This is a genomic window from Umezawaea sp. (assembly GCF_057122925.1).
The window spans coordinates 1-20790 of sequence record NZ_DBNGPQ010000060.1 but is presented as its reverse complement, the minus strand read 5'-3'; the positions used below and the strand labels follow the sequence as shown (position 1 = coordinate 20790).

14 protein-coding genes and 1 pseudogene are annotated in these 20790 nt (G+C 72.7%); 6 read left to right on the top strand and 9 right to left on the bottom strand.

Annotated elements, in window-relative coordinates; all coding sequences use genetic code 11:
* Positions 1–225, bottom strand: a 225-nt coding sequence (locus AC156L_RS14040; protein WP_484406903.1) for a hypothetical protein, incomplete at its 3' end; no start/stop codon positions are given.
* Between the two features lie 375 nt (positions 226–600).
* Positions 601–897, bottom strand: a complete 297-nt coding sequence (locus tag AC156L_RS14035; RefSeq protein ID WP_330877184.1) for a hypothetical protein — start codon at positions 895–897, stop codon at positions 601–603.
* A 647-nt stretch (positions 898–1544) separates the two neighbouring features.
* Between AC156L_RS14035 and AC156L_RS14030 the strand changes: the two genes are divergently transcribed.
* Together AC156L_RS14030 and AC156L_RS14025 are read left to right on the top strand one after the other, a co-directional pair.
* Positions 1545–1904 carry a hypothetical protein gene (locus AC156L_RS14030; RefSeq protein ID WP_330877183.1) on the top strand — a complete coding sequence of 120 codons (360 nt, stop codon included), beginning with the start codon at positions 1545–1547 and terminating at the stop codon, positions 1902–1904.
* 62 nt (positions 1905–1966) lie between these two features.
* Complete coding sequence (locus tag AC156L_RS14025) at positions 1967–2146, top strand: hypothetical protein (RefSeq protein ID WP_330877182.1); 180 nt, start codon at positions 1967–1969, stop codon at positions 2144–2146.
* A gap of 515 nt (positions 2147–2661) precedes the next feature.
* On the opposite strand, the gene AC156L_RS14020 is transcribed toward AC156L_RS14025, so the two are convergent.
* Both AC156L_RS14020 and AC156L_RS14015 read right to left on the bottom strand, forming a co-directional pair.
* Positions 2662–3474: a hypothetical protein gene (locus tag AC156L_RS14020; RefSeq protein WP_484406901.1), complete on the bottom strand. Its 813-nt coding sequence runs from the start codon at positions 3472–3474 to the stop codon at positions 2662–2664.
* Between the two features lie 191 nt (positions 3475–3665).
* A pseudogene (locus AC156L_RS14015) lies at positions 3666–4073 on the bottom strand (IS3 family transposase); the annotation flags it as partial.
* A gap of 74 nt (positions 4074–4147) precedes the next feature.
* Between AC156L_RS14015 and dpgD the strand changes: the two are divergent.
* Positions 4148–5353 (top strand): enoyl-CoA-hydratase DpgD, encoded by a 1206-nt coding sequence (dpgD, locus tag AC156L_RS14010; protein ID WP_330877180.1) that lies wholly within the window; start codon positions 4148–4150, stop codon positions 5351–5353.
* A gap of 1 nt (position 5354) precedes the next feature.
* Here the strand turns inward: dpgD and AC156L_RS14005 are convergent, their stop codons facing one another.
* The 4 genes from AC156L_RS14005 to dpgA are packed head-to-tail and all read right to left on the bottom strand — an operon-like array spanning position 5355 to position 10815.
* Positions 5355–6770: an aldehyde dehydrogenase family protein gene (locus AC156L_RS14005; protein WP_330877179.1), complete on the bottom strand. Its 1416-nt coding sequence runs from the start codon at positions 6768–6770 to the stop codon at positions 5355–5357.
* Positions 6767–8371 (bottom strand): thiamine pyrophosphate-binding protein, encoded by a 1605-nt coding sequence (locus AC156L_RS14000; protein WP_330877178.1) that lies wholly within the window; start codon positions 8369–8371, stop codon positions 6767–6769. Before AC156L_RS14000 ends, AC156L_RS14005 begins: the two co-directional genes overlap by 4 nt.
* Positions 8368–9693: a (3,5-dihydroxyphenyl)acetyl-CoA 1,2-dioxygenase DpgC gene (dpgC, locus tag AC156L_RS13995; protein ID WP_330877177.1), complete on the bottom strand. Its 1326-nt coding sequence runs from the start codon at positions 9691–9693 to the stop codon at positions 8368–8370. The genes AC156L_RS14000 and dpgC overlap by 4 nt, the downstream gene beginning before the upstream one ends.
* 15 nt (positions 9694–9708) lie before the next feature.
* Positions 9709–10815 carry a 3,5-dihydroxyphenylacetyl-CoA synthase DpgA gene (dpgA, locus tag AC156L_RS13990; RefSeq protein ID WP_330877176.1) on the bottom strand — a complete coding sequence of 369 codons (1107 nt, stop codon included), beginning with the start codon at positions 10813–10815 and terminating at the stop codon, positions 9709–9711.
* Between the two features lie 206 nt (positions 10816–11021).
* Between dpgA and AC156L_RS13985 the strand changes: the two genes are divergently transcribed.
* The 3 genes from AC156L_RS13985 to AC156L_RS13975 are packed head-to-tail and all read left to right on the top strand — an operon-like array spanning position 11022 to position 14480.
* Entirely contained in the window at positions 11022–11552 is a 531-nt protein-coding gene (locus tag AC156L_RS13985) for a hypothetical protein (RefSeq protein WP_330877175.1), read from the top strand.
* 2 nt (positions 11553–11554) lie between these two features.
* Positions 11555–12985: an FAD-binding oxidoreductase gene (locus AC156L_RS13980; protein ID WP_330877174.1), complete on the top strand. Its 1431-nt coding sequence runs from the start codon at positions 11555–11557 to the stop codon at positions 12983–12985.
* Positions 12986–12992: 7 nt separating this feature from the next.
* On the top strand, positions 12993–14480 hold the full coding sequence (locus AC156L_RS13975; protein ID WP_330877173.1) for an FAD-dependent monooxygenase: 1488 nt from the start codon (positions 12993–12995) through the stop codon (positions 14478–14480).
* Positions 14481–14549: 69 nt separating this feature from the next.
* Here the strand turns inward: AC156L_RS13975 and AC156L_RS13970 are convergent, their stop codons facing one another.
* Positions 14550–20624, bottom strand: a complete 6075-nt coding sequence (locus AC156L_RS13970; RefSeq protein WP_330877172.1) for a type I polyketide synthase — start codon at positions 20622–20624, stop codon at positions 14550–14552.
* Between the last annotated feature and the right edge of the window lie 166 nt (positions 20625–20790).

Genomic DNA, 20790 nt, shown 5'->3' with positions numbered 1-20790 from the left:
GAGCCGGGCGACGTCGGCGTCCAGCACCGGACAGCCCTGCCCGCGCAGCCCGGCCAGAGCCCGGACCCGGAGGTCGTGCGGGCCATGGCGCACACCGTTGTCGATCTTCTGTCGTGCGTCGTAGAGGTGGGCGCGGGCGTTGATCCGGCGGGCGGTCCCGCCCTGGCTCCACCCGGCCAGACCCGACGGCGTGGAGAAGTGGTCGTTGCGAGGGCGTCCGGTCACGTGCGACGCCCTCGTTCTTGCTGTGTGCAACAGGTTCCGCATCGCAAGTGCGGTTTCAGATGATCACCGGTCCCGCACACCGCACTACTGCCGCTCGCCGTGCACAAGGGGTTCGCAATCCCCGGTGATCCTTCGATGGCCGGTGAGGTCCGCTTCGCAGGCCACCAGCCGCCGGAGCCCGACACCACTCACGGCCGGTTCGTGCCATGAGACAAGAGAGCCACCAGCACCTCGAAACGCCGTCTTCCTCCTGTCGCACCCGCACCCGCGCGGGTCGCCGGTCAGCGCGCGACGTCGCACGGACACGGAACTGGCCGTGGGAGGGCCAGTTCCGTGCCGACCGGAAACACTCGCGGATCCGCGGTGCGGGAATGCTCAATCCTGCGAGAGGTTGCAGGCGAGTTCGGCGGTGCGCTGGTCGACGCCGGATCCGAGCAGCCCCGCGTAGCAGGTGAGCCAGTCGAGCCAACTCCCTTCCGCTCCGGTGGCGCAGGCGTTCACCCTGGGCTCGGTGAGCGGGTAGCCCGCGACCTGGAGGTGCAGTTGGCAGTCGAACGCTCTCCGCGGTTGTGCGTCGGACGCGGCCATGGCGCTTCCCGCCAGCGGAACAGCGGACGCGACCACGAGTGCCGCGGTGATGCCCAGTCGACTCAGGTGTGCACTGATCGGCATGGTGTGCTTCCTCTTTCCGGATTGCTCGGCTCTCCCGACTGATCGCCACCAGGTGTAGTCCGGATCGGTTCTTCACGGTCGAACGGCAGACGTGAACGAACAAAGGCGAACATCGCACCCGACCTCTGCGGACAGGACCGCCGCCACCGGTCTTGACCGCAGGTGCGGCGCTGCGCTCCGCAGGCGGTAGGAGTCGCTTCGTCCGGCCAGAGAGGGGCACCACCAGGCACAAGATCGAGTTGTGGCACCGAGGCACTCCAGGGCACTCGGAACCACTCGCACCGGCCGCGAACCAGGCCCGACGACGATGACGCTGACCCTGGAACCGCCCACCGATGTAGCGGCAGGTGTTCCTCGTAGGCGCTTCAGACGTACAAGCGAGCGATCGTTAGAACTAGAACTGGCTCCAGAAATCAGGCCACGACACCCACGTCCGCAATTTCCGGCTCTTGACCGGTACCGTGCGTGGCTCGTACGAGCCGGGGTCAATCCGTCCGTATCCGTGCCGTATCACGTTGTCGTAGATGGTCTCGGTCACCATGTGCACTGTGTCGGACTCGCTGTTGCGCAAGTTTGGCCCGATGCAGGCGTTTCACGTCGTCGTGACGCGAGCTTGAGTCCTGTATGTCCACGAGGAAGATGCCGCGGTGGTGGAGGTCGTCCGACTGCGGCCGACCGGCGCCGCCGCCGACCGCGGGCCGGTCGACCTGCGGGCCGAGGCGGTGACGGCCGGGCATGTGAGCACCCCGTCCTACCGGGAGTTCCGTAGGAATCCACCAGCCTGGTACGAGGAGATCCATACGCGGCTACGGAAGGACCATTCCTCACGTCGTACCCGTGTCGAGCACGGCATCGCTCATTTGAAGAACTGGCGATCACTGACCCGTCATCTCAGTCGTCGGGAGACCTTGGCCGACACGGTCCGGGCAGTGGCCGGTCTGCTGTCGGAGCATCAGCACCACGACCGCATTGAGGTCGCCCGGCCGGCGGCTCGCTACCGACCCTGATCGAGCTGACCGGGGATCCCGACCGCGTCCTCACCGTCTCGGACTTCGCCGCCGCGGCCGAGTTGGGCGTCCGGATCACCACCGAGATCCGGTACGACCAGATGGACGAGTTCGCCCGGCTCGCCGGCGAAGGCATCCTGGTCGTACCGGTCGCCCGCACCTACACGCTCGACCGGATCCAGGAGGTGGCCGAGCTCAGCCAGTCCCGCCGACCCGGCGGCAAGCTCATGCTCGTCCTGTGATCGCCCTGCCAACCAGGTAAGAGCGAGACTGCCGCGACGAGGAGCGGGCCACGCCTCTCCTCCTCGTCGGGGCGCCACCTTCTGCGTCGGTGCAGGCCGAAGAGAATCCATTGATGGCGACCGCGTTCTGCGGGGCGAGCACCTGCTCGAGATGGACGGCGGGTTGGGCTGAGCATCAGCAACATGATCTTCGAGGGCACCGACGCGCAGGTGTTCTGCCACCAGGATCACAACCCAGGTTGACGATGATCTCGACCGACCTCGGCCGCGCCCGCGGATCCAAGCGCGGGCCGGGGCAGCGGATGCAGGCTTAACCGGCATGATCTTCGAGTAGGTCTGCGTCAAGCCCGAAAGCAGTTTGCTAACCCAGGGTGACACTTTGCTCTTCACGGAGCATGACGCTCGGGCGTGTCGCGGCGTTTGCTGCGATGCAGCGCAGGGCGGGCGGCCCTGGCCGTGCCGCTTCACGGCATGAGCGCGCCGTTGACATGCGAAAACAGTGGCTTGGATCCGTTTCAGCGATTCCTGAGCCGAGTGAGCTCGAGGCGAACGGGGGAGGCGTTGTCATCAAAGGTTCCGGTGATCACCAGTCGATCGCCGGTCAGCTCATAGGCACCGTTGAACAACAGGGGTGTGTCCTTGCGGAGCCATTGGTCCCATATCCGCAGCTCTCGCTGTGCGGGGTCAACCTCGAAATGGTGCTCGATCCATTGATCGCCGAAGCGGAAGACCACCAGGTAGGCGCGGTTGTACTCGAAGTACAGGCGCTCAACCGGGTGAACAGTGCCGACTGGCTGGTAGGTCCCGGTACGGACCTCCCAGGCGCCGTCCAGCGGTGTCGGCGCACGGTTGTTCTCATTGGCAATCCAGTATGTGCCGGCGAACGCGGCGACCAACACCGCGACCTGGATGATCACTCTCACGATGACCTCGCGCACACCTTGTGTGTCGGTGGAGCGCTGGTCGGTCCAGAGCGCGCGCACGAGGTCAGCACGATGCCGGGTCACCACGAAACCCAGGCAGGCGGTGGTTGCCGCGGCCATCACGGTACCGCTGGCGTCGACGCCGTAGGTCAGGTCGATCAGCGTGATCGTGGCGAGCACGCCCAGCCCGCCGCACGCGGCCACCAATGTGGTCTTGCGCCAGCACAACAGCACCCCGAGAGTGATCTGGACCAGCGCGACCAACGTGCCGAAAACCGGCGAGAAGTCGAAGTAGTGCCAGGTCAGCCAGAAACCTGAGACATCACCCATCGGCTTGTCCAATTCGGACGACAGAACCGTGAACTGCGACCCGTTGAGCTTCGCGAACCCATAGAAGACCAGCATCAACGCGGCCCCGTATCGACAGAACGCGTACAACGTCTACCCCCATCGCCTCTATCGACAACCGTGATCGCCGGACGCCTGGCTAAAACAAGGCATGAGGTGCCTTCGTCTCATGCCCTCAGCACTATCTCACCGTTCTTGCGAACACCGAGGGGTCTGCTGCACGAGTAGGTGACAGTGGTGGTCACGCCAGCTTGGCTGGCTGGCGTGGTCATGATTGTTTCGTATTCGATGGGGGTCGACCGGCCGCGAGCGGCTTGGCGTCTGCGGCGGTGGCAAGTGCGCTCGATCCAGGTCACGATTGCGGTCCGGAGCCATCGAGCCGGTCAGGCCGTGGCGGGCGAGGGCATTGGTGAGCGCGGTGACGGCGAGGCGGGACTTCATCCGGAGTCGATGGAGTAGCCGACGATCCGGTTGGAGCAGACGTCCTTGACCGCGCAGAGATGCAGCTTTCCTTCTGTGGTGCGGTGTTCGGTGATGTTGGCCAGCCGCAGCCGGTTCGGCGCGGTGGCGGTGACGTCACGCCGGACCAGGTCGTCGCGGACCGGCGGACCGGTCATCTTTCCGTTGCGGCCGCGTTTCTTGCCGAATGCGCTCCACCTGAGGTTGTCCCTTCCCCCGGACCGTTGTCTGGGATCAGGGTGTCCGGATCAAGGGGACAACCTCACTGATCGTGTGGACCTCGGCGTTGTTGACCGCCGGTGGCCTGCTGGTCAGCCTGTTCGCCGACGGTCCGCCCGTGTTCGTGCCGGCGATCGCCATCGCCGGGATGGGGCAGGGCGCGTTCGTCGCCGTCGACCTGGCGATGCTGACCGAGGTGTTGCCCGCCACCTCGGAGCCAGGAGCGGGCCTGGCCGTGATCGCGTTGTCGTACCAGTTCCCGCAGCTGCTGGTCCCGGTCGTGGGCACCGTGCTGCTGGCGATCGGCGACGCCGGGCCGAACTGCTTCGCGCTGTTCCTGAGCTCGGTCGTCGCGGCGGTGCCGGGTGCGCTCGCCGTCAAGTTCGTGAGCCGACCCGCGTTATCAATCCACTGTGGACGGTGTGGCGAAGCCGTCCGGTACGGTGGGGACATGGGGGACGACCGCGCCGAGATCCGCTACGACAAGCGGGGGAGGGTCGCGCACGTGGTGCTCGACCGGCCCCACGTGCTCAACGCGATGAACCGCCGGATGCACGCGGAACTCGCCGAGGTCTGGGACGACTTCGAGGCCGACGACGACCTGTGGGTCGCCGTGGTCAGCGGCGCCGGTGAGCAGGCGTTCTCGGTCGGGCAGGACCTCAAGGAGCTGGCGGCGCTGGAGAGCGCGGGGGAGGTCGGGCCGTCTTCCTTCGGCAGCGAGGGGAAACCCGGCTGGCCGCGGTTGACCGAGCGGTTCGACCTGGCCAAGCCGGTGGTCGCCAAGGTGCGCGGGTACGCCTACGGCGGGGGGTTCGAGCTGGCGCTGGCCTGCGACGTCGTGGTGGCCTCCGACGACGCGGTGTTCGCCCTGCCGGAGGCCAAGCTGGGGCTGATCGCGGGTGCGGGCGGGGTGTTCCGGCTGGCCCGCCAGGCGCCGTTCCGGGTCGCGCTCGGACACCTGCTGACCGGACGGCCGATGAGCGCGCGGCGGGCGTGGGAACTGGGACTGGTCAACGACGTGGTCCCGGCCGAGGACTTGGACGCGTGCGTGGACGGGTGGGTCGAGGACCTGCTGCGGGCCGCGCCGCTGGCCGTGCGGGCGGTCAAGCAGGCCGCGACGCGGTCGGTGACGATGCCGCTGGAGGAGGCCTTCGCCGCCGACTACCCCTGGGAGCGGGTCAGGTCGCGCAGCCGTGACGCGCGGGAAGGGCCCGCCGCGTTCGCGGAGAAGCGGGAGCCGCGCTGGGAGGGCCGCTGAGTCAGAACGGGGACGGCTGGACGTGGTCGCGCGCGGTCAGCCACTGCAAGCGGGTGAACTCCTCCCAACTGCGGCCCGCTCCGTGCCTGCTGCCGTTGCCCGAGGCTCCCCACCCGCCGAACGGGACGTAGGCGTCGTCCTCGATCGTCTGGTCGTTGACGTGCACGATGCCCGTGGCGAGCCGGTCGGCCAGTGCCAGGCCGCGCCGCACCGATCCGGTCAGGACGGACGCGACCAGGCCGTGCTCGGTGTTGTTGGCCGCCGCCACCGCCTCGTCCTCGTCGGCCACCACGACCACCGGGGCGACCGGCCCGAACACCTCCTCGGTGAAGGCGGGCGCGTCCGCGGTCACGTCGGCCAGCACCGTCGGCCGGTAGAACAGGCCGTCCCGCGTGCCGCCCGCCAGCACCTTCGCGCCCGCGGCCACCGACTCGGCGACGATCCGGTCCACGCGCGCCGCCTGCGCCTCGTCGATCAGCGGCCCGAGCGCGACGTCCTCGCGCCACGGGTCACCCACCGCGAGCGCGTCGGCCCGCTCGGAGAGGAGCTCCAGGTACCGGTCGGCGACCGAGTCGAGCACGATGTGCCGTCCAGCGGCCATGCACACCTGGCCCTGGTGGAAGAACGAGCCCCAGGCCGCCGCCGAGGCCGCCGCCTCCAGGTCGACGTCGTCGAGCACCACGACGGCGTTGTTGCCGCCCAGCTCCAACGAGGCGCGCTTGAGCAGGCGGCCCGCTTCGGCGCCGATGTGCCTGCCCACCTCCGTGGAGCCCGTGAACGCCACCATCGCCACCTCGGGGTCGACGGTCAGCGCACGACCCACGTCGGCCCCGCCGTCGACCACGCGCAGCACGTCCTCGGGAAGACCGGCCTCCCGGAACACCTCCAGGAGCACCTGCCCGCCGCACACCCGCGTGCGAGGGTCGGGCTTGAGCACCACGGCGTTGCCCAGGGCGATGGCGGGCACCGCGGCCCGCGCGCCCAGCAGCAGCGGCACGTTCCACGGGCTGATCACGGCCACCACGCCGAGCGGCACCCGGCGCGCGGAGCTGTGCCGCCCCCCGGCGTCGGGCAGCAGTTGCCCGTAGGGCTGGGTCGGCAACGCGGAGGCCACCCACAGCTCGTCGAGCACCGACCCCACCTCGTGCTCCGCCTTGCCCCGCACGGACCCGCTCTCCCGCACCAGCCACTCGACCACCTCGGCGCGGTGCTCCCGCAGCACCAGCGCCGCACGACGGAGCACCTCGGCCCGCTCCACGGCGGGCGTCGCCGCCCAGTCGGACTGCGCCACGGCCGCTGCGGCCACGACCGGGCGGACGTCGCGGGGATCGTGCACCGGCAAACCACCCAGGACGGCCCCGGTGGCGGGCTCGACGACGGGGGAGAGGCCGGGACCCATGGGGGGCGGGGTGATCACGGGTGCTCCTGGTGTCCGGTGATCGGCACGTCCACGAGGAGCGGGCCGTGCCGGTCGCCCGCTGTGGCGACGATCTCGTGCAGCTGCTTCGCCGAGTCGACGCGCACGGCGGGCACGCCGAAGAAGTCGGCCGCCGTGGTGAAGTCGAGCCGCCCCAGGTCCACCCCGAGGTAGCGCCCCGCCTCGCTGGCGCGGCTGCCCCAGGAGTCCAGGGTCTCCTTGAGGGTCCGGTACTCGCCGTTGCTCATCACCACGAACGTCACCGGGACGCCGCACCGGGCCGCGCTCCACAGGCCGTGCACGCCGAACAGGGCGCACCCGTCGCCCAGCACGGCCACGACGGGCCGGGTGGGATCACCGAGGCGGGTGCCGACGGCCATGCCGATCCCGGAGCCGAGACCGCCGCCGACGGTGTGCACGTACGACCCCGGCCGCGACTGCCGCAGGGCCCCGCGCAGCAGCACCCCCGTGGTGATGGCCTCCTCGACGAGCACCGCGTCCTCGGTCAGCCCGGCCGCGACCGCGCGCGCCGCGACGAGCGGGTCCAGCGGAGCCCGGACGTCCGGCACCTCGAAGTCCACTTCGGACTCGTCGGCGCGGTGGTACGTGCGACCGCTCCGCGGCAGGACCTTCGCCAGTTCGGCGATCGTGGCGCGGATGTCGCCGACCATGCCGGGGGACACCGCGAAGTTCCGCCCCGGCTCGGACGGGTCGTCGTCCAGCTGCACCACGCGCGTGCCCGCCGGGATCGGCGAACCCGGCGTGTAGTGGTGCGGCATGAAGGCGTGGCACCCGACCACGAACACGACGTCGTGGGGTTCCAGCCGCTCCCGGATCCCGGCGTGGGTCGCGGGGAGCGCACCCCGGTAGAGCGGGTGCGCGGTCGGGAAGTCGATGCCGTCGTTGAAGGGCTGGTGGTAGACGGCCGCGCCCAGCGCCTCCGCCACCCCCACCAGTTCGGCGACCGCCGCGGACCGGCCGACCCCGTCACCGGCCACGATCGCGGGCTCGCGGGCCGCGCGGAGCACGTCGGCGGCCTCGCCCACCCCCGTCGCGGGACCGGGCGGCCGGATGGTGGAGCGCTCGGGCAGCACCACCTCCACGTCCTCGGCGAGCAGGTCCATCGGGATCGACAGGAACACCGGCCCGGCCGGGGGCTGGACGGCGAGGCGGAAGGCCCGGCGCAGCGCGACGGGCAGGTCGTGGGCGTGCCGCACGTCGAAGGTGTGCTTGACCGCCGCCCGCGCGAGGCCGACGAGGTCACCGGAGAGCATCGGGTCGTGCGAGAGGTGCCTGCGGTCCTGCTGCCCCGCCGTGACCACGAGCGGGGTGCGCGACCTGGAGGCGTTGAGCAGCCCGACCAGACCGTTGGCGAGCCCGGCCGCGACGTGCAGGCTGACGAACGCGGGCCTGCCCGTGGCGCGGGCGTACCCGTCGGCCATCGCGACGACCGAACCCTCGTGCACGCCCAGCACGTACTCGATGTCGGGCGCGTCGACCAGCGCGTCCAGGAAGGGCAGCTCGGTGGTGCCGGGGTTGCCGAAGACCTTCGTCACACCCTCGTCGCGCAGCACCCGGAGCAGCGCCTGCACCGGCTTCACCCGGCACGTCCCGCCGTGCTGAAGCGGTGCACCTTGTCCAGCACGTCGGCGCTGTGCAACCTGAGCGCCTGCGCCAGCGCGAACTCGGCCGCGTAGGCGCGGAACCGGTCGGGCGGCTCCTCCGCGAGGTCGATCATGCGGCGGTTCACCGCCACGGCGGGGGAGGCCAGCCGCTTCGCCGCGGCCGCGGCGACCTCGCCCACCCGCTCCGGCGCGACCACCTCGTCGCACAGCAGCCGCGCCTCGGGGGCGTGGGCGGGGACGCGCCTGCCGTCGAGGATCACCTGCCTGGTCAGCCGTCCGCCGAACAGCGCGGCCAGCCGCAGGTTCGCCATCCCCGGCACGATCCCCTCCTGGGCGGCCGGGAGGCTGAAGTACACGTCGTCGGCGGCCACCACGTGGTCGACGGCGAGCAGGACCTGCATGCCACCGCCGATCGCGAACGTGTCGACCGCGGCCACCCACGGCTTCGCGACGTCGAGGTGCGGCCAGGACCCCGGATCGCCCTCGTCGGGCCGCAGGCCGCGCCGCAGCTTGCTCAGCAGGCCGAGTTCCCTGCCGAGCAGGAAGTCGGTGTAGGAGATGCGGCCCGCGTGCAGGTGCTTGAGGTTGATGCCGGGGCTGAACACCCGTTTCCCCTCGTAGCGCGGGTGCGTCATCTCGGCGCCGCGCAGCAGTCCGACCCGGACGTCCTGGTGCAGCAGGACCAGGTCCACCGCCGTTTCGAGGTCCGCGGTCAGCTCGTTGGTCTCGGCGTTGAGGCAGTCGAGGTTGCGCAGGGTCACGTGCGCGACGTCGTCGACGCGTTCCAGGTGGACGGTGCCGAGGTCGAGTTCCCCGAGCGACTCGAACGCGGTCAGCAGGTGCAGCGCCCGCTGGGTCGGCGCGCGCATGGCGTCCACGAGGTGCTCGCCGGTCACCGGGTCGCCGAGCACCCGGCGGAAGAAGATGCCCTGGTCGATGGCCAGGCCTTCCTTGAGCGCCTGCGGCAGGCCGTCCTCCTCCGCCAACCGGGCGCGGCCGGGCAGCAGGCCGGGGTAGAGGTCGGCGACCTCGGCCGCGAGCGGGGCCAGCCGGGGGCGCCGCTCGAACCCGCCGGTGGCGGACTCGTACACGCGCCTGCCGTGCCGCAGCAGGAAGCGGTCGCGCAACCACCGGACCGGGTGGTGGGCGGCGTCGGCGATCCGCTGCTCCTCCGGTGAGCGCACGGGTTTCGGCGGCAGCGCGGCGATCGTCTCGTCGCACGCCCCGGCCTGTTCGGCCAGCAGTGCGGCGTCGACGCCGGGGACGCCGCTGAGCGGAGACGGGGAGGACAGGGGCACGGGCACCACCTCGGGTCAGTAGCGCAGCAGGGCGGTCTCGATGGTCGAGCCCGGCCCCATCGTCATCAGCACGCCGTGGTCGCCGGGCGCGGCCACGCCCTCGTCGACGAGGCGCTTGTAGGAGAACAGGAAGGAGCCGCTGGACACGTTGCCGTAGTCGCGCAGCACGCCGGTGGTGTGCCGCACGTCGTGGCGCGTCAGGCCGAGGTTCACCCGGACCGAGTCGATGACCTTCTTGCCGCCGGAGTGCACGATCCAGTGCGCGATGTCGGACCGCCGCAGGCCGGTGCCCGCGAGCAGCCGGTTGACGACCGTCTCGGCGTGCGCGCCGACCACGTAGGGCACGCCGGGGTCCAGGAAGAAGCTGAACTTGCCCTGCTCGTCGTCCCAGTCGTAGCGCATCGCGTCGATGGCGTCGGGGATCACGCAGCTGGCGAACTTCAGCACCTCGGGGGCGCCGCTGTCGGCCCCGCCGCCGTCGGTGGTCAGCGCGACCGCCGCCGCGCCGTCGCCGAACAGCGAGTTGACCACCGAGGAGCGCATGGTGCCGTCGAAGACGTAGGCCGCGGAGCACACCTCGACGCAGACCGTCAGGGCCAGGCCGCCGGGGTGGGTCGCCGCCCAGCCGGTCGCGGCGGACAGTCCGTTGAGGCCCGCGTTGCAGCCCATGCCGACCACGTCCAACCGCCCGGTGTGGTGGCGCAGGCCCAGCTCACGAATCAGGAAAGCGCTTACTCCCGGCGTGAGGAAGCCGGTCGAGGTGACGCAGCACAGGTAGCCCACGTCCGACAGGTCGGCGTTCGCGCGGTCGAGGCAGTCCAGCACGGCGCTCGCGGCCAGCCGGACGCCCTCTTCCCGGTGCTTGGCCAGCAGTTGGCCCTGCGTCTCGACGCCGGGGCCGCCGTCCGGCGAGACGGGCGGGAGCACCAGGTGCCTGCGGTCGATCGCGCTGTTGAGGAACATCGAGCGGATCCGGCCGTCGGTGATGCCGTAGCGGTCCAGGACGTCGAGCTGGCTGTAGGACCGCTCCGGCACGGCGATGCCCGACCCGACGATCCGCGGTCTGGTGCCCGGCCGCTTCTCCTGCACGGGAAGAGGAAGTTCGACGACGGCTTGGCTCATCGGCTCTCTCCTGTTGGGAGGTGGGCACCTCATCGCAGACTAGCCACGGACGAGCAGGTCGCGGCCGGTGTGACCGGTGTTCTGGGGTGACCGGGTTAGGGGGCCGCGCTAGGGGTTGACCGGTGCTCCGGGAGCCGGTGATCTGGGTGCTCCCCAACGGCTGACGGCAGTCGTCGTGCGATGTGACGAGGTGTTCGAACGTGGTTGTGAGCGCGACTGACCCGGTGTCGACCCCGCAGGCGGACGGGGTTTCCGCCGCGGTCGAGCTGAACGGCTCGGTGCTGGTGGTGCACACCGGGACCGTGCGGGTGAACTACTCGTGCAGCCTGCCGGAACGGGCGGAGCCGATCGTCGACGAGATCGAGTTCGGCATCACCGCGCCGGTGGTGGTCCCCCGAGGCTCGCACGTCGACCTGTGGCTGACCCTGCGCACGTTGCACGGCACCAAGTTCGAGCGCCCGGCGAACGACATCACCGGGAAGCTCGGCGTGGTCGTCACCGGCCCGGTGGACTTCGAGCCGACCGCGAACGGCCTGACCAACGTGGAACCGGCCAGGATCGGGCACACCGTCCTGCTCAGCGGCGGCCACACCCGCTTCCTGGCGACCGAGCCCGGCCTGTACACGTTCGCCCCCGGACACCTGGTCACCGTGGTCAACGGCGGGCAGGACGGGCCGAGGACGATCTGCGAGCTCGTCGGACCCCCGGTCCCGGCCATCCGCACGCTGGTCGTCTGACGGTGGTGGTTCCGGCGCTGGACCTCACCCGGCTGCCGTCGCTGCTGCGCGGTGAGGCGGTGTTCCCCGGAGACCCGTCCTACGACCTGGCGGTGCGGTTGCAGATCGCCGAGTACGACGCCGTCGCACCCGCCTGCGTCGCCTACTGCGCCGACGAGGCCGACGTGCGCGCCGGGCTGGCCTTCGCCGCCGAGCACGACGTGCCGGTGCGGCTGCGCAGCGGCGGCCACAGCTTCGCGGGCTGGTCCACGACCTCCGGCCTGGTGCTGGACCTGTCTCGCCTCGACCACGTCCGGCACGACGGCCGCACCGTCCACATCGGACCGGGAACGCAGGCGGTGGACGCGCTGGCCGCGCTGTGGCCCGACGGGCTCGCGGTGGCCAACGGGATGTGCCCCACGGTCGCGGCGGGCGGGTTCGTCTCCGGCGGCGGCAACGGGCCGCAGAGCCGCAAGCACGGCCTCGCCTCGGACAACCTGGTGTCCGCGCGGGTCGTGCTCGCCGACGGCACCGCGCTGCGCTGCTCCGCGGAGGAGCACCCGGACCTGTTCTGGGCGCTGCGCGGCGGTGGCGGCGGGAACTTCGGCGCCGTCGTGGACTTCGAGGTGGTGCCCCGACCCATCCCGAGGATGGTGCTGTTCCACCTCGTGTGGACGGGCGACGCCGCCGTGGACGTGCTGTCCGCCTGGCAGGACTGGGTCCTCGCCGCACCCGACGAGCTGAGCACGTCGATCAGCCTGGTGCTCCTCGACGCGGCGCCCGGCGAACCCGTCACGGTCGCGATGATCGGCACCCTGATGGGGCCGCCCGCGCGGGCCGAGGCGCTGCTGGCCGACCTCGTGGCGGCCGCGGGCGTGGAACCGGTCGCCGAGGTCGTGCTCGACCAGACCTACTTCGACACCATGATGTGGATCTACGGCGGTGGCCGGGGGCTCACCGTCGACCAGTGCCACCGGGAGGGCACCCGCCCCGGCGCGGTGCTGCCCCGCCAGCGGTTCCAGCGCGAGCGCAACCGGCTGTTCGACCGGCCGCTGGACGCGGAGCGGATCTCCGCGCTGGTCGAGGGGTTCGGCGCCGACCGCGAGGCCGGGCAGACCCGGTTCGTCAACTTCACCGCGATGGGCGGCGCGATCAACCGGGTCGCCGCCGACGCCACCGCCTACGCCCACCGGGACGCCCGGTTCCTCATCGGCCACGTGCTGCTGCTGCCCGAGGTCCCGGACGAGGGCGGGAGGCGGCGCGCGGAGTCCTGGGTGGACAGCGGGTTCACCCTGCTGGACCCGTGGTCGAGCGGACGCTCCTACGTGAACTTCCCCGACCCCCACCTCGCCGACTGGCAGCGGGCCTACTGGGGCGACAACCACGCCGAGCTGGTCCGCGTGAAGCGGCGCTACGACCCCGACAACCTGTTCCGACTGCCGCAAGGCGTGTGAGGCCGTGATGAACGCTGTGGACGTCCTGGTGGTGGGAGCGGGGCCGTCCGGCCTGGCTGTCGCCTGCGAACTGGCACTGGCGGGCGTGCGGCCCGCCGTGATCGACCTGCTGCCCGAACCCAACCGGCACTCCAAGGCGCTGGGCCTCCAGCCCAGGACCGTGGAGCTGCTGGACTGCCGAGGTCTGCTCGACGCCGTCCTGGCCGACGCGGTCGCCCGCATCCCCGACGGCCACTTCGCCGGGCTGCCGGTGCCGCTGACCTACGACAGGTGGGGCAGCGCGCACCCGTACCACCTGATCTACCCGCAGAACCTCCTGGAAGGGGTGCTGGAGGCCGAACTGCTCAGGCTCGGCGTGCGGGTGTCGCGCGCACACGAGCTGATCGGCCTGTCCCAGGACGAGGAGCGGGCCACCGCGGTCGTCTCCACCCCCGACGGCGTGGTCGACCTCCACGCCCGGTACGTGGTCGGCTGCGACGGCCACGCCAGCTCCGTGCGCGCGCTGGCGGGGTTCGACTTCCCCGGCACCTCGACGGACTTCTCCGGTGTGGTCGCCGACGTGCTGCTGCGGTCCGCGCCGCCGGAGGTGCTCACGAAGCCGCGGCGCACCTCGGACCTGCTGGGCGAGGACCGCCGGGACCGGCGGGAGGTGTCCTACCCGCTGGTGCCGCTGCCCAACGGGCGCTACCGGGTGGTGTGGGCGGAGCACGGGCGCGAGGCGGCCGCGGAGGTGACCGAGCGGGAGGTCCGCGCGGCCGTCGCGCAGCGCTACGGCTCGGCGGTGGACATCGCCGAGGTGGAGTGGGCGTCCCGGCTGTCCGACGCGGCGCACCAGGCCGCGGACTACCGCCTCGGCCGGGTGTTCGTGGTCGCCGACGCCGCGCACATCCACATCCCGGCGGGCGGTCAGGGGCTGAGCGTCGGTGTGCAGGACGCCGTGAACCTGGGCTGGAAGCTGGCCGCGGACGTGCTCGGCCACGCGCCCGCTGGCCTGCTGGACACCTACCACTCCGAGCGGCACCCGGTGGGCGCCCGCGTGCTGGAGAACACCCGCGTGCAGGCGTTCCTGACCAATCCGGCGCGGGAGTACGACCCGCTGCGGCGCACGTTCCTCGACCTGCTGCGGATGCGCGAGGTGAACGACCGGTTCGCGGGCATGCTGTCCGGCCTCGACGTCCGCTACGAGATGGGGAGCGGGGTGGAGCACGAGGTGCTGGGCGCGCGGATGCCCGACCTGGCGCTCGACCGCGGTCGGCTGTTCGAACGGCTGCGCTCCGGGCGCGGTGTGCTGGTGGCGGGCGCCGAGCACGCCGGGCGCGCGCGGGGCTGGGCGGACCGGGTGGAGGTGGCCGACGGCGACCTGTCGCCCTGGTCGGCCCGCGGGGTCCTCGTGCGGCCGGACGGCCACGTCTGCTGGGTCGCCCCCGACGACGACGGCGACCACGCCGAGCACCTCGACACCGCCCTGCGGACCTGGTTCGGTCCGCCGCGCTGACCGCACGACGTCGATGGACCGAGGGGGGCTCCCCGGAGTGATCCGGGGAGCCCCCCCTCGTGTCGTGGGTCAGGTCCGCAGCCAGGCGTCCACGGCGGCGGCGGTCGTGTCCGCGAACCCCTCCAGGATCGTGAAGTGGTCACCCGCGGTGTCCACCTCCCGGTGCTCCAGGTCCCAGGACGACCGCCAGTCCCCGAACTCCGTGATCGCCGGGGAGAACGGCTCGGCGGCGCGGACGTGCAGCGTCGGCGCGCCGGTCGGGGAGGGCCGCCACCCCGCGAAGGCCTCGAAGTACCGGCCCATCGTGATCAGCCGCGCGTCGTCGTGCAGCACCGCCCCGCTCTCCCGCGCGGCGACGGCCAGGTTCAGCTCCCGCTCGACCCAGTCGTTCTCCTCGGTGAACGCGGGCGGGTAGACGTCGAGCAGCACGACCGCCCGCACCGGGTCGCCCTCCGCCTCGACAGCCGCGGCCAGCGCGTTGGCCAGCAGGCCGGAGGCCGACCGCCCCACCAGCACGCACGGCCGTCCGCCGGACACCGCGCGGACCGCCGCGACCTGCACGGCGACGATCGCGGCCAGGTCGGCGGGAATCGCCTCCCCGGCCCCGAAACCGGGCTCCGGCAACGCCCACACCTCGTGCGGGAGCGCGGCGGCGAAGCGGGCGAACTCGTGCGGACCGGCGACCGCGTTGAACGAGGGCAGGCACAGCAGCGGAACCGGTTCGCCCGACCGCGACGACAACCGCACGGGGGTCGGCGGCTCCGGGGGGTCCGCCGCGGTGAAGGCGGGCCGGAGCCGCGCCGCCGCGCGCAGCAGCTCACCCGCCTCGGCCGACCGGCCGTCCGAGCACGCCGCCCAGTACAGCGATCCGATGGCGCTCGACGGCGCGGCCTCCGGCTTCGCCAGCAGGTCGGCGACGTGCGCCGCGAGCGCGTTCGCCGACGGGTGGTCGTACACGGCCGTCGCGGTGAGCCGGACCTCCGCCGCCGCTTCCAGCCTGCCACGCAGCTCCGTCGCCGTCATCGAGTCGATGCCCAGGTCCGCGAACGGCGCGTCCGGGTCGAAGTCCTCCGGCGAGTGGCCGAGGACCGCCGCCGCCGTGCGGCGGACCAGGTCGTCGACACCGCCGCCGTCGAACGGCGTTCCGGCCGCGGCGGGCGCCGCGGTCACGGTGAACCCGCCGTCCAGCCAGTAGCGCCTGCGGTCGAAGCCGTAGCCGGGAGCGGTGCCGCCGGACCGGGGGAGCAGCGTCGACCAGCGCACGGCCGCTCCGCCGCTCCACAGCCCCGCCAGCGCCCGGACCAGCGTCTCCGCCTCGCTGTGCCCGCGGCGCACCAGCGGTCGCACGACGTGGTCGGTGGGCACCAGGTCGCGGACCAACGGGGTGAGCACCGCGTCCGGTCCCAGCTCGACCATCCGGGTCACCCCCAGCCGCAGCGCCTCCCCGACGCAGTCGGCGAAGCGCACCGGCCGCCTGGCCTGGCGCACCCAGTACTCCGCCGTGGTCACCTCGTCCCCGACGACCCGTCCGTCCACGTTGGACAGCAGTGGGACGTCCGGCGCCCGGAACGCCAAGCCCTCCACCACCTCCCGGAACCCCTCCAGCAGCCCGTCGAGCTGGGGCGAGTGGAAGGCGCGGTCGACGCGGAGCCGCTTGGTGCGGGCGAACCGCGCCGCGACCTCGTCGACCACCGACCCGGTGCCGGACAGCACCGTCGACAGCGGGCCGTTCACCGCCGCCACCGACACCTCGTGCTCCAGGCCCTCGATCGCCGCGAGGACCTCCTGCTCGGAGGCGGCGATGGCCACCATCGCGCCGTCGGCGGGCAGCTCGGCCATCAGCCTGCCCCGCGCGGTGACGAGCGCGGCGGCGTCGGCCAGGTCCAGCACCCCGGCGACGTGCGCCGCGGCCACCTCGCCGACCGAGTGGCCCAGCAGCACCCGCGGTCGCACGCCGTGCTCGGTGTCCAGCAGGGCCGCGAGCGCGACCTGGAGCGCGAACAGCGCGGGCTGCACCAGGTCGGTGCGCGCCAACTGCTCGGCGGTCGGGGTGAGCACCAGGCCGCGGGTGGACAGGCCCAGGTGCTGGTCCAGCGCCGCGCAGACCTCGTCGAGCGCCTTGGCGAACACCGGGAACAGCTCGCACAGCTCCGCGCCCGCGGCCCGCTGGGACCCCTGGCCGGTGAACAGGAACGCGGTCAGCCCGTCCGGCGGCGCGGACGACGGCACCGAGGAGGCCAGGGCGGTCAGCTCGTCGCGGATGTCCGCGCCGGGCGCGGCGACCAGCGCGAGCCGGTGCGGGAACGCCGTGCGCGCGGTGGCCAGCGTGTGCGCGCAGGCCCGCGGCGACGAGGTCGCGAGGTGGTCGCGCAGGCCGAGCGCCTGGTTGCGCAGCGCACCCGGAGTCCGCGCCGACAGCAGCACCGGCACGGGCAGGCCGGTGTCGCCGACCGGCTCCGGGACCTCGGGTCCCTGTTCGAGCACCAGGTGGGCGTTCGTCCCGCTGATCCCGAACGCGGACACACCGGCTCGCCGGGGGCGTCCCGTCTCCGGCCACGGCACGGGGGTCGTGGTGAGCACGACCTGCCCGTCCCAGTCGACGTGCGGCGTGGGGTCGGCGGCGTGCAGGGTCGGGGGAACCACGCCGTGGCGCATCGCCAGCACCACCTTCAGCACGCCTGCGACGCCCGCGGCGGCCTGGGTGTGGCCGATGTTGGACTTGATCGACCCGAGGTGCAGGGGCCGGTCGCGGTCCTGGCCGTAGGTCGCGAACAGGGCCTGGGCCTCGATGGGGTCGCCGAGCGCCGTCCCCGTCCCGTGGGCCTCGACGACGTCGACGTCCGAGGGCGCCAGCCCGGCGTTGTGCAGGGCGGTGCGGATGACCCGCTGCTGGGCAGGACCGCTGGGCGCGCTCAAGCCGTTGGACGCGCCGTCCTGGTTGACCGCGCTGCCCTTGATGACCGCGTGCACCCGGTGGTTGTTCCGCCGCGCGTCGGAGAGCCGCTCCAGCAGCAGCACCCCGATGCCCTCCGCCGGACCCATGCCGTCCGCCGTCGCGGCGAACGCCTTGCTGCGCCCGTCGGCGGCCAGCCCGCGCTGCCTGCTGAACTCGACGAACACCGAGGGCGTGGCCATCACGGTCACACCGCCCGCCAGCGCGAGCGTCGACTCGCCGGACCGCAGCGACTGCGCGGCCAGGTGCAGCGCGACCAGCGAGGAGGAGCACGCCGTGTCGACCGTCATCGCGGGCCCCTCCAGCCCCAGCACGTAGGCCAGCCGCCCGGAGAGGACGCTCCCGGCGTTGCCGGTGCCCAGGTAGCCCTCGACCTCCGGCGGCAGGTCCCGCGCCAGCCGCGTGTAGTCCTGGTTGCTGATGCCGGTGAAGACCCCGGTCGGCGTGCCCCGCAACGTCGTCGGATCGATGCCCGCGTCCTCCACGGCGTGCCACGCGGTCTCCAGCAGCAGTCGTTGCTGGGGGTCCATGGCGAGCGCTTCGCGGGGGGAGATGCCGAAGAACGCCGCGTCGAAGTCGGCCACGCCCTCCAGGAAACCGCCCTCGCGGGCGTAGCTGGTGCCCGGCCGGTCCGGGTCCTCGTCGAACAGCGCGTCGAGGTCCCACCCCCGATCGGTGGGGAACGCCCCGATCGCGTCGCCGCCCTCCGCCAGCAGCCGCCACAGGTCCTCCGGGCCCGCCACGCCGCCGGGGAACCGGCACGCCAGCCCGACGACGGCGATCGGCTCCGCGGACGAGGCCGCCACCACCCGCTCGCGCGGTGCGGCGGCGCCGAGCAGCCGCTCGCCGAGGAACCGGGCGAGCGCCTCGGGACGCGGGTGGTCGAACACCACCGTGGCGGGCAGGTGCAGGCCCGTCGCGGCGTGCAGGCGGTTGCGCAGCTCGACCGCGGTGAGCGAGTCGAAGCCCAGTTCCCGGAACGGCTGCGCGTCGTCGACGGGGTGGTCCTCGGGGTGGCCGAGAACCGCGTTCGCCTGGCCGCGCACGATGGCCAGCAGCGTCGCCCGGCGTTCGTCCTCCGCCTGCGCCCGCAGTCTGATCACCAGCTCGGAGGCGTCCTCGGCGTTGGCCGCGCTGCGCAGCCGGGTCCTCGCCCTGGCGGGGACCAGTTCGCGCAGCAGCGGGTGCGCGGTCTCGTGCCGCAGCGACCCGACCGCGATCGGGCTGGCGACCAGGTGCGCGTGACCCGCGCCGCCGACGACGTCGTGCAGGGCGAGCGCCCGCGCGGGCGACATCGGCAGGAAACCGCCCCGGCGCACGCGGCGCAGGTCGGACTCGCCCAACCGGGCGGCCATGCCGGTGCCGGTGTCCCACAGCCCCCAGCCGACCGACGTCACCGGCAGACCGGCGGCCCTCCGGTCGTGGGCGAAGGCGTCCAGGAACGTGTTGGCCGCCGCGTAACCGGCCTGGCCCGCACCGCCGAACGTGGCCGCCGCGCTGGAGTACAGGACGGTCGGGACGCCGCGGGTCAGCTCCTCCAGCACGAGCGTGCCCCGCACCTTGGTGCGCAGCACCCTGGCGAGCTGCTCGGCGGTGATGCCGCGCAGCGTGGCGTCGTCGAGCACCGCCGCGGTGTGCACCACGGCCTGGAGCGGGTGCTCCTCCGGGATCGCCGCCAGCGCCTCGGCGAGCCGGTCGGGGTCGGCGACGTCGCAGGCCAGCGCGATCGGCACACCACCGAGGGAGGTGACGTGCTCCGCGAGCGCGGTCGGGTGCGAGCGGCTGAGCAGCAGCAGGTGCTTCACCCCGTGGTGGGTGACCAGGTGTTCGGCGACGTGCCACGCGATGCCGCCGTTCGCGCCGGTGACGAGCACGGTCCCGTCCTGGTCCGGCCGGTCGGGTTCGGGCACGGGAACCGGGGCGAGGCGCGGTGCGAGCAGGACGCCGCCGCGCACGGCGAGCTGCCGCTCCTGCGAGGCCAGCACCGCGTTCAGCAGCTCGTCGACGTCGTCCGGCACCGGATCGGCCGGGTCGAGGTCCAGCAGCACGATCCGGCCGGTGTGCTCGGCCTGCGCGGCGCGGGTCATGCCCCAGAGGGGAGCGTGCACGAGGTCCAGCGGGCCCGGTTCGGTGGCGACGGCGCCGGTGGTGGCGACGATCAGCGGGATCTCGTCGTTGCCGGGGGTTTCGAGCCAGGCGGCGAGCGCGGCGCCGTGCCGCTGGACCGCCGTCACCACGTCGTCGCCCAGCCGGTCGAGGCCCGTGGCCGCCGGGAAGTGCAGGACGACCGCGGTGTGGTGCTCCGGGGCAGAGGTCGAGCCCGGCGCGCCGAGGAAGGTGTGGCGCTCGGTGCTCTCCCCGTTCGGCGCCTCGTCGAGAGGGCGCCACGCCAGGTGGAACAGCTCGTTGCGCTGCGCGCGCGTGACCGTGGGGACGGCGCGCAGGCGCAGCTCGTCGACGGACGCCACCGGGGCGCCGGACACGTCGGCCGCCAGGAGGCTGAGCGCTTCACGGCCGCGCACGGTCAGCCGCACCCGGAGCACGGACGCGCCCCTGGCGTGCAGGACGGCGCCGGTGAACGCGAAGGGCATGACCTGCTCGTCGGACTTCCCCAGCGCGAGCGGGTGCAGGGCGGCGTCGAGGAGGGCGGGGTGGAGTCCGAAGTGGAGGGTGTCGGTGCCGTCGGGGAGAGCGGCCTCGACGTAGGTGTGCGCGCCGTCGCGCCACACCCCGCGCACCGCCCGGAACGTCGGACCGTAGTCCAGGCCGCCCGCGACGAGGTCGGGGTACAGGTCGTCCACCGGGACGGGCTCCGCGCCCGGAGGCGGCCACTCGGCCAGCGAGTCGGTCGGGTCGGGCGCCTCGGCGCCGAGCGCGGCCGTGGCGTGGTGCACCCACTCGCCGTCCGGACCCCGCGTGTGCACGAGGGCTTCCCGGTTCTCCGGGGACACGGTCACCCGCAGGCGTGCCGGCTCGTCGGGGACGGGGACCGGTGCGTGCAGCGCGAGTTCGTCGACCGACCGGAAACCGTTCTCCTCGGCCACGTGCCAGACCAGGTCCACCAGCGCGGAGCCGGGGAGCAGCGCGAGACCGCCGACCGAGTGCTCGGCGAGCCACGGGTGCTCGACCCGGTCGAGCAGTCCGGTGTAGACGGTGGTGTCGTCGGCGAGGTCGACCTTCGCCGTGAGCAACGGGTGTTCGGTGTCCTCCTGTCCGGTGTGGACGGGGGAGTGGCGGAGGGTCCTGGCGGGTGTGGGCCAGTGGTGTTGGTGTTGGAAGGGGTAGGTGGGGAGGGTGGGTGGGGGTGTGGTGGGGGGTGGTGTGGGCAGGGTGGTGGGGGTGCCGGTGGTGTGGGTG

Excerpts from the sequence above, each read along its gene's own strand:
- AC156L_RS14035 (WP_330877184.1), bottom strand. The coding sequence starts at position 897 with ATGCCGATCAGTGCACACCTGAGTCGACTGGGCATCACCGCGGCACTC.
- AC156L_RS14020 (WP_484406901.1), bottom strand. The coding sequence starts at position 3,474 with ATGCTGGTCTTCTATGGGTTCGCGAAGCTCAACGGGTCGCAGTTCACG.
- dpgA (WP_330877176.1), bottom strand. The coding sequence starts at position 10,815 with ATGAGCCAAGCCGTCGTCGAACTTCCTCTTCCCGTGCAGGAGAAGCGG.
- AC156L_RS13975 (WP_330877173.1), top strand. The coding sequence starts at position 12,993 with ATGAACGCTGTGGACGTCCTGGTGGTGGGAGCGGGGCCGTCCGGCCTG.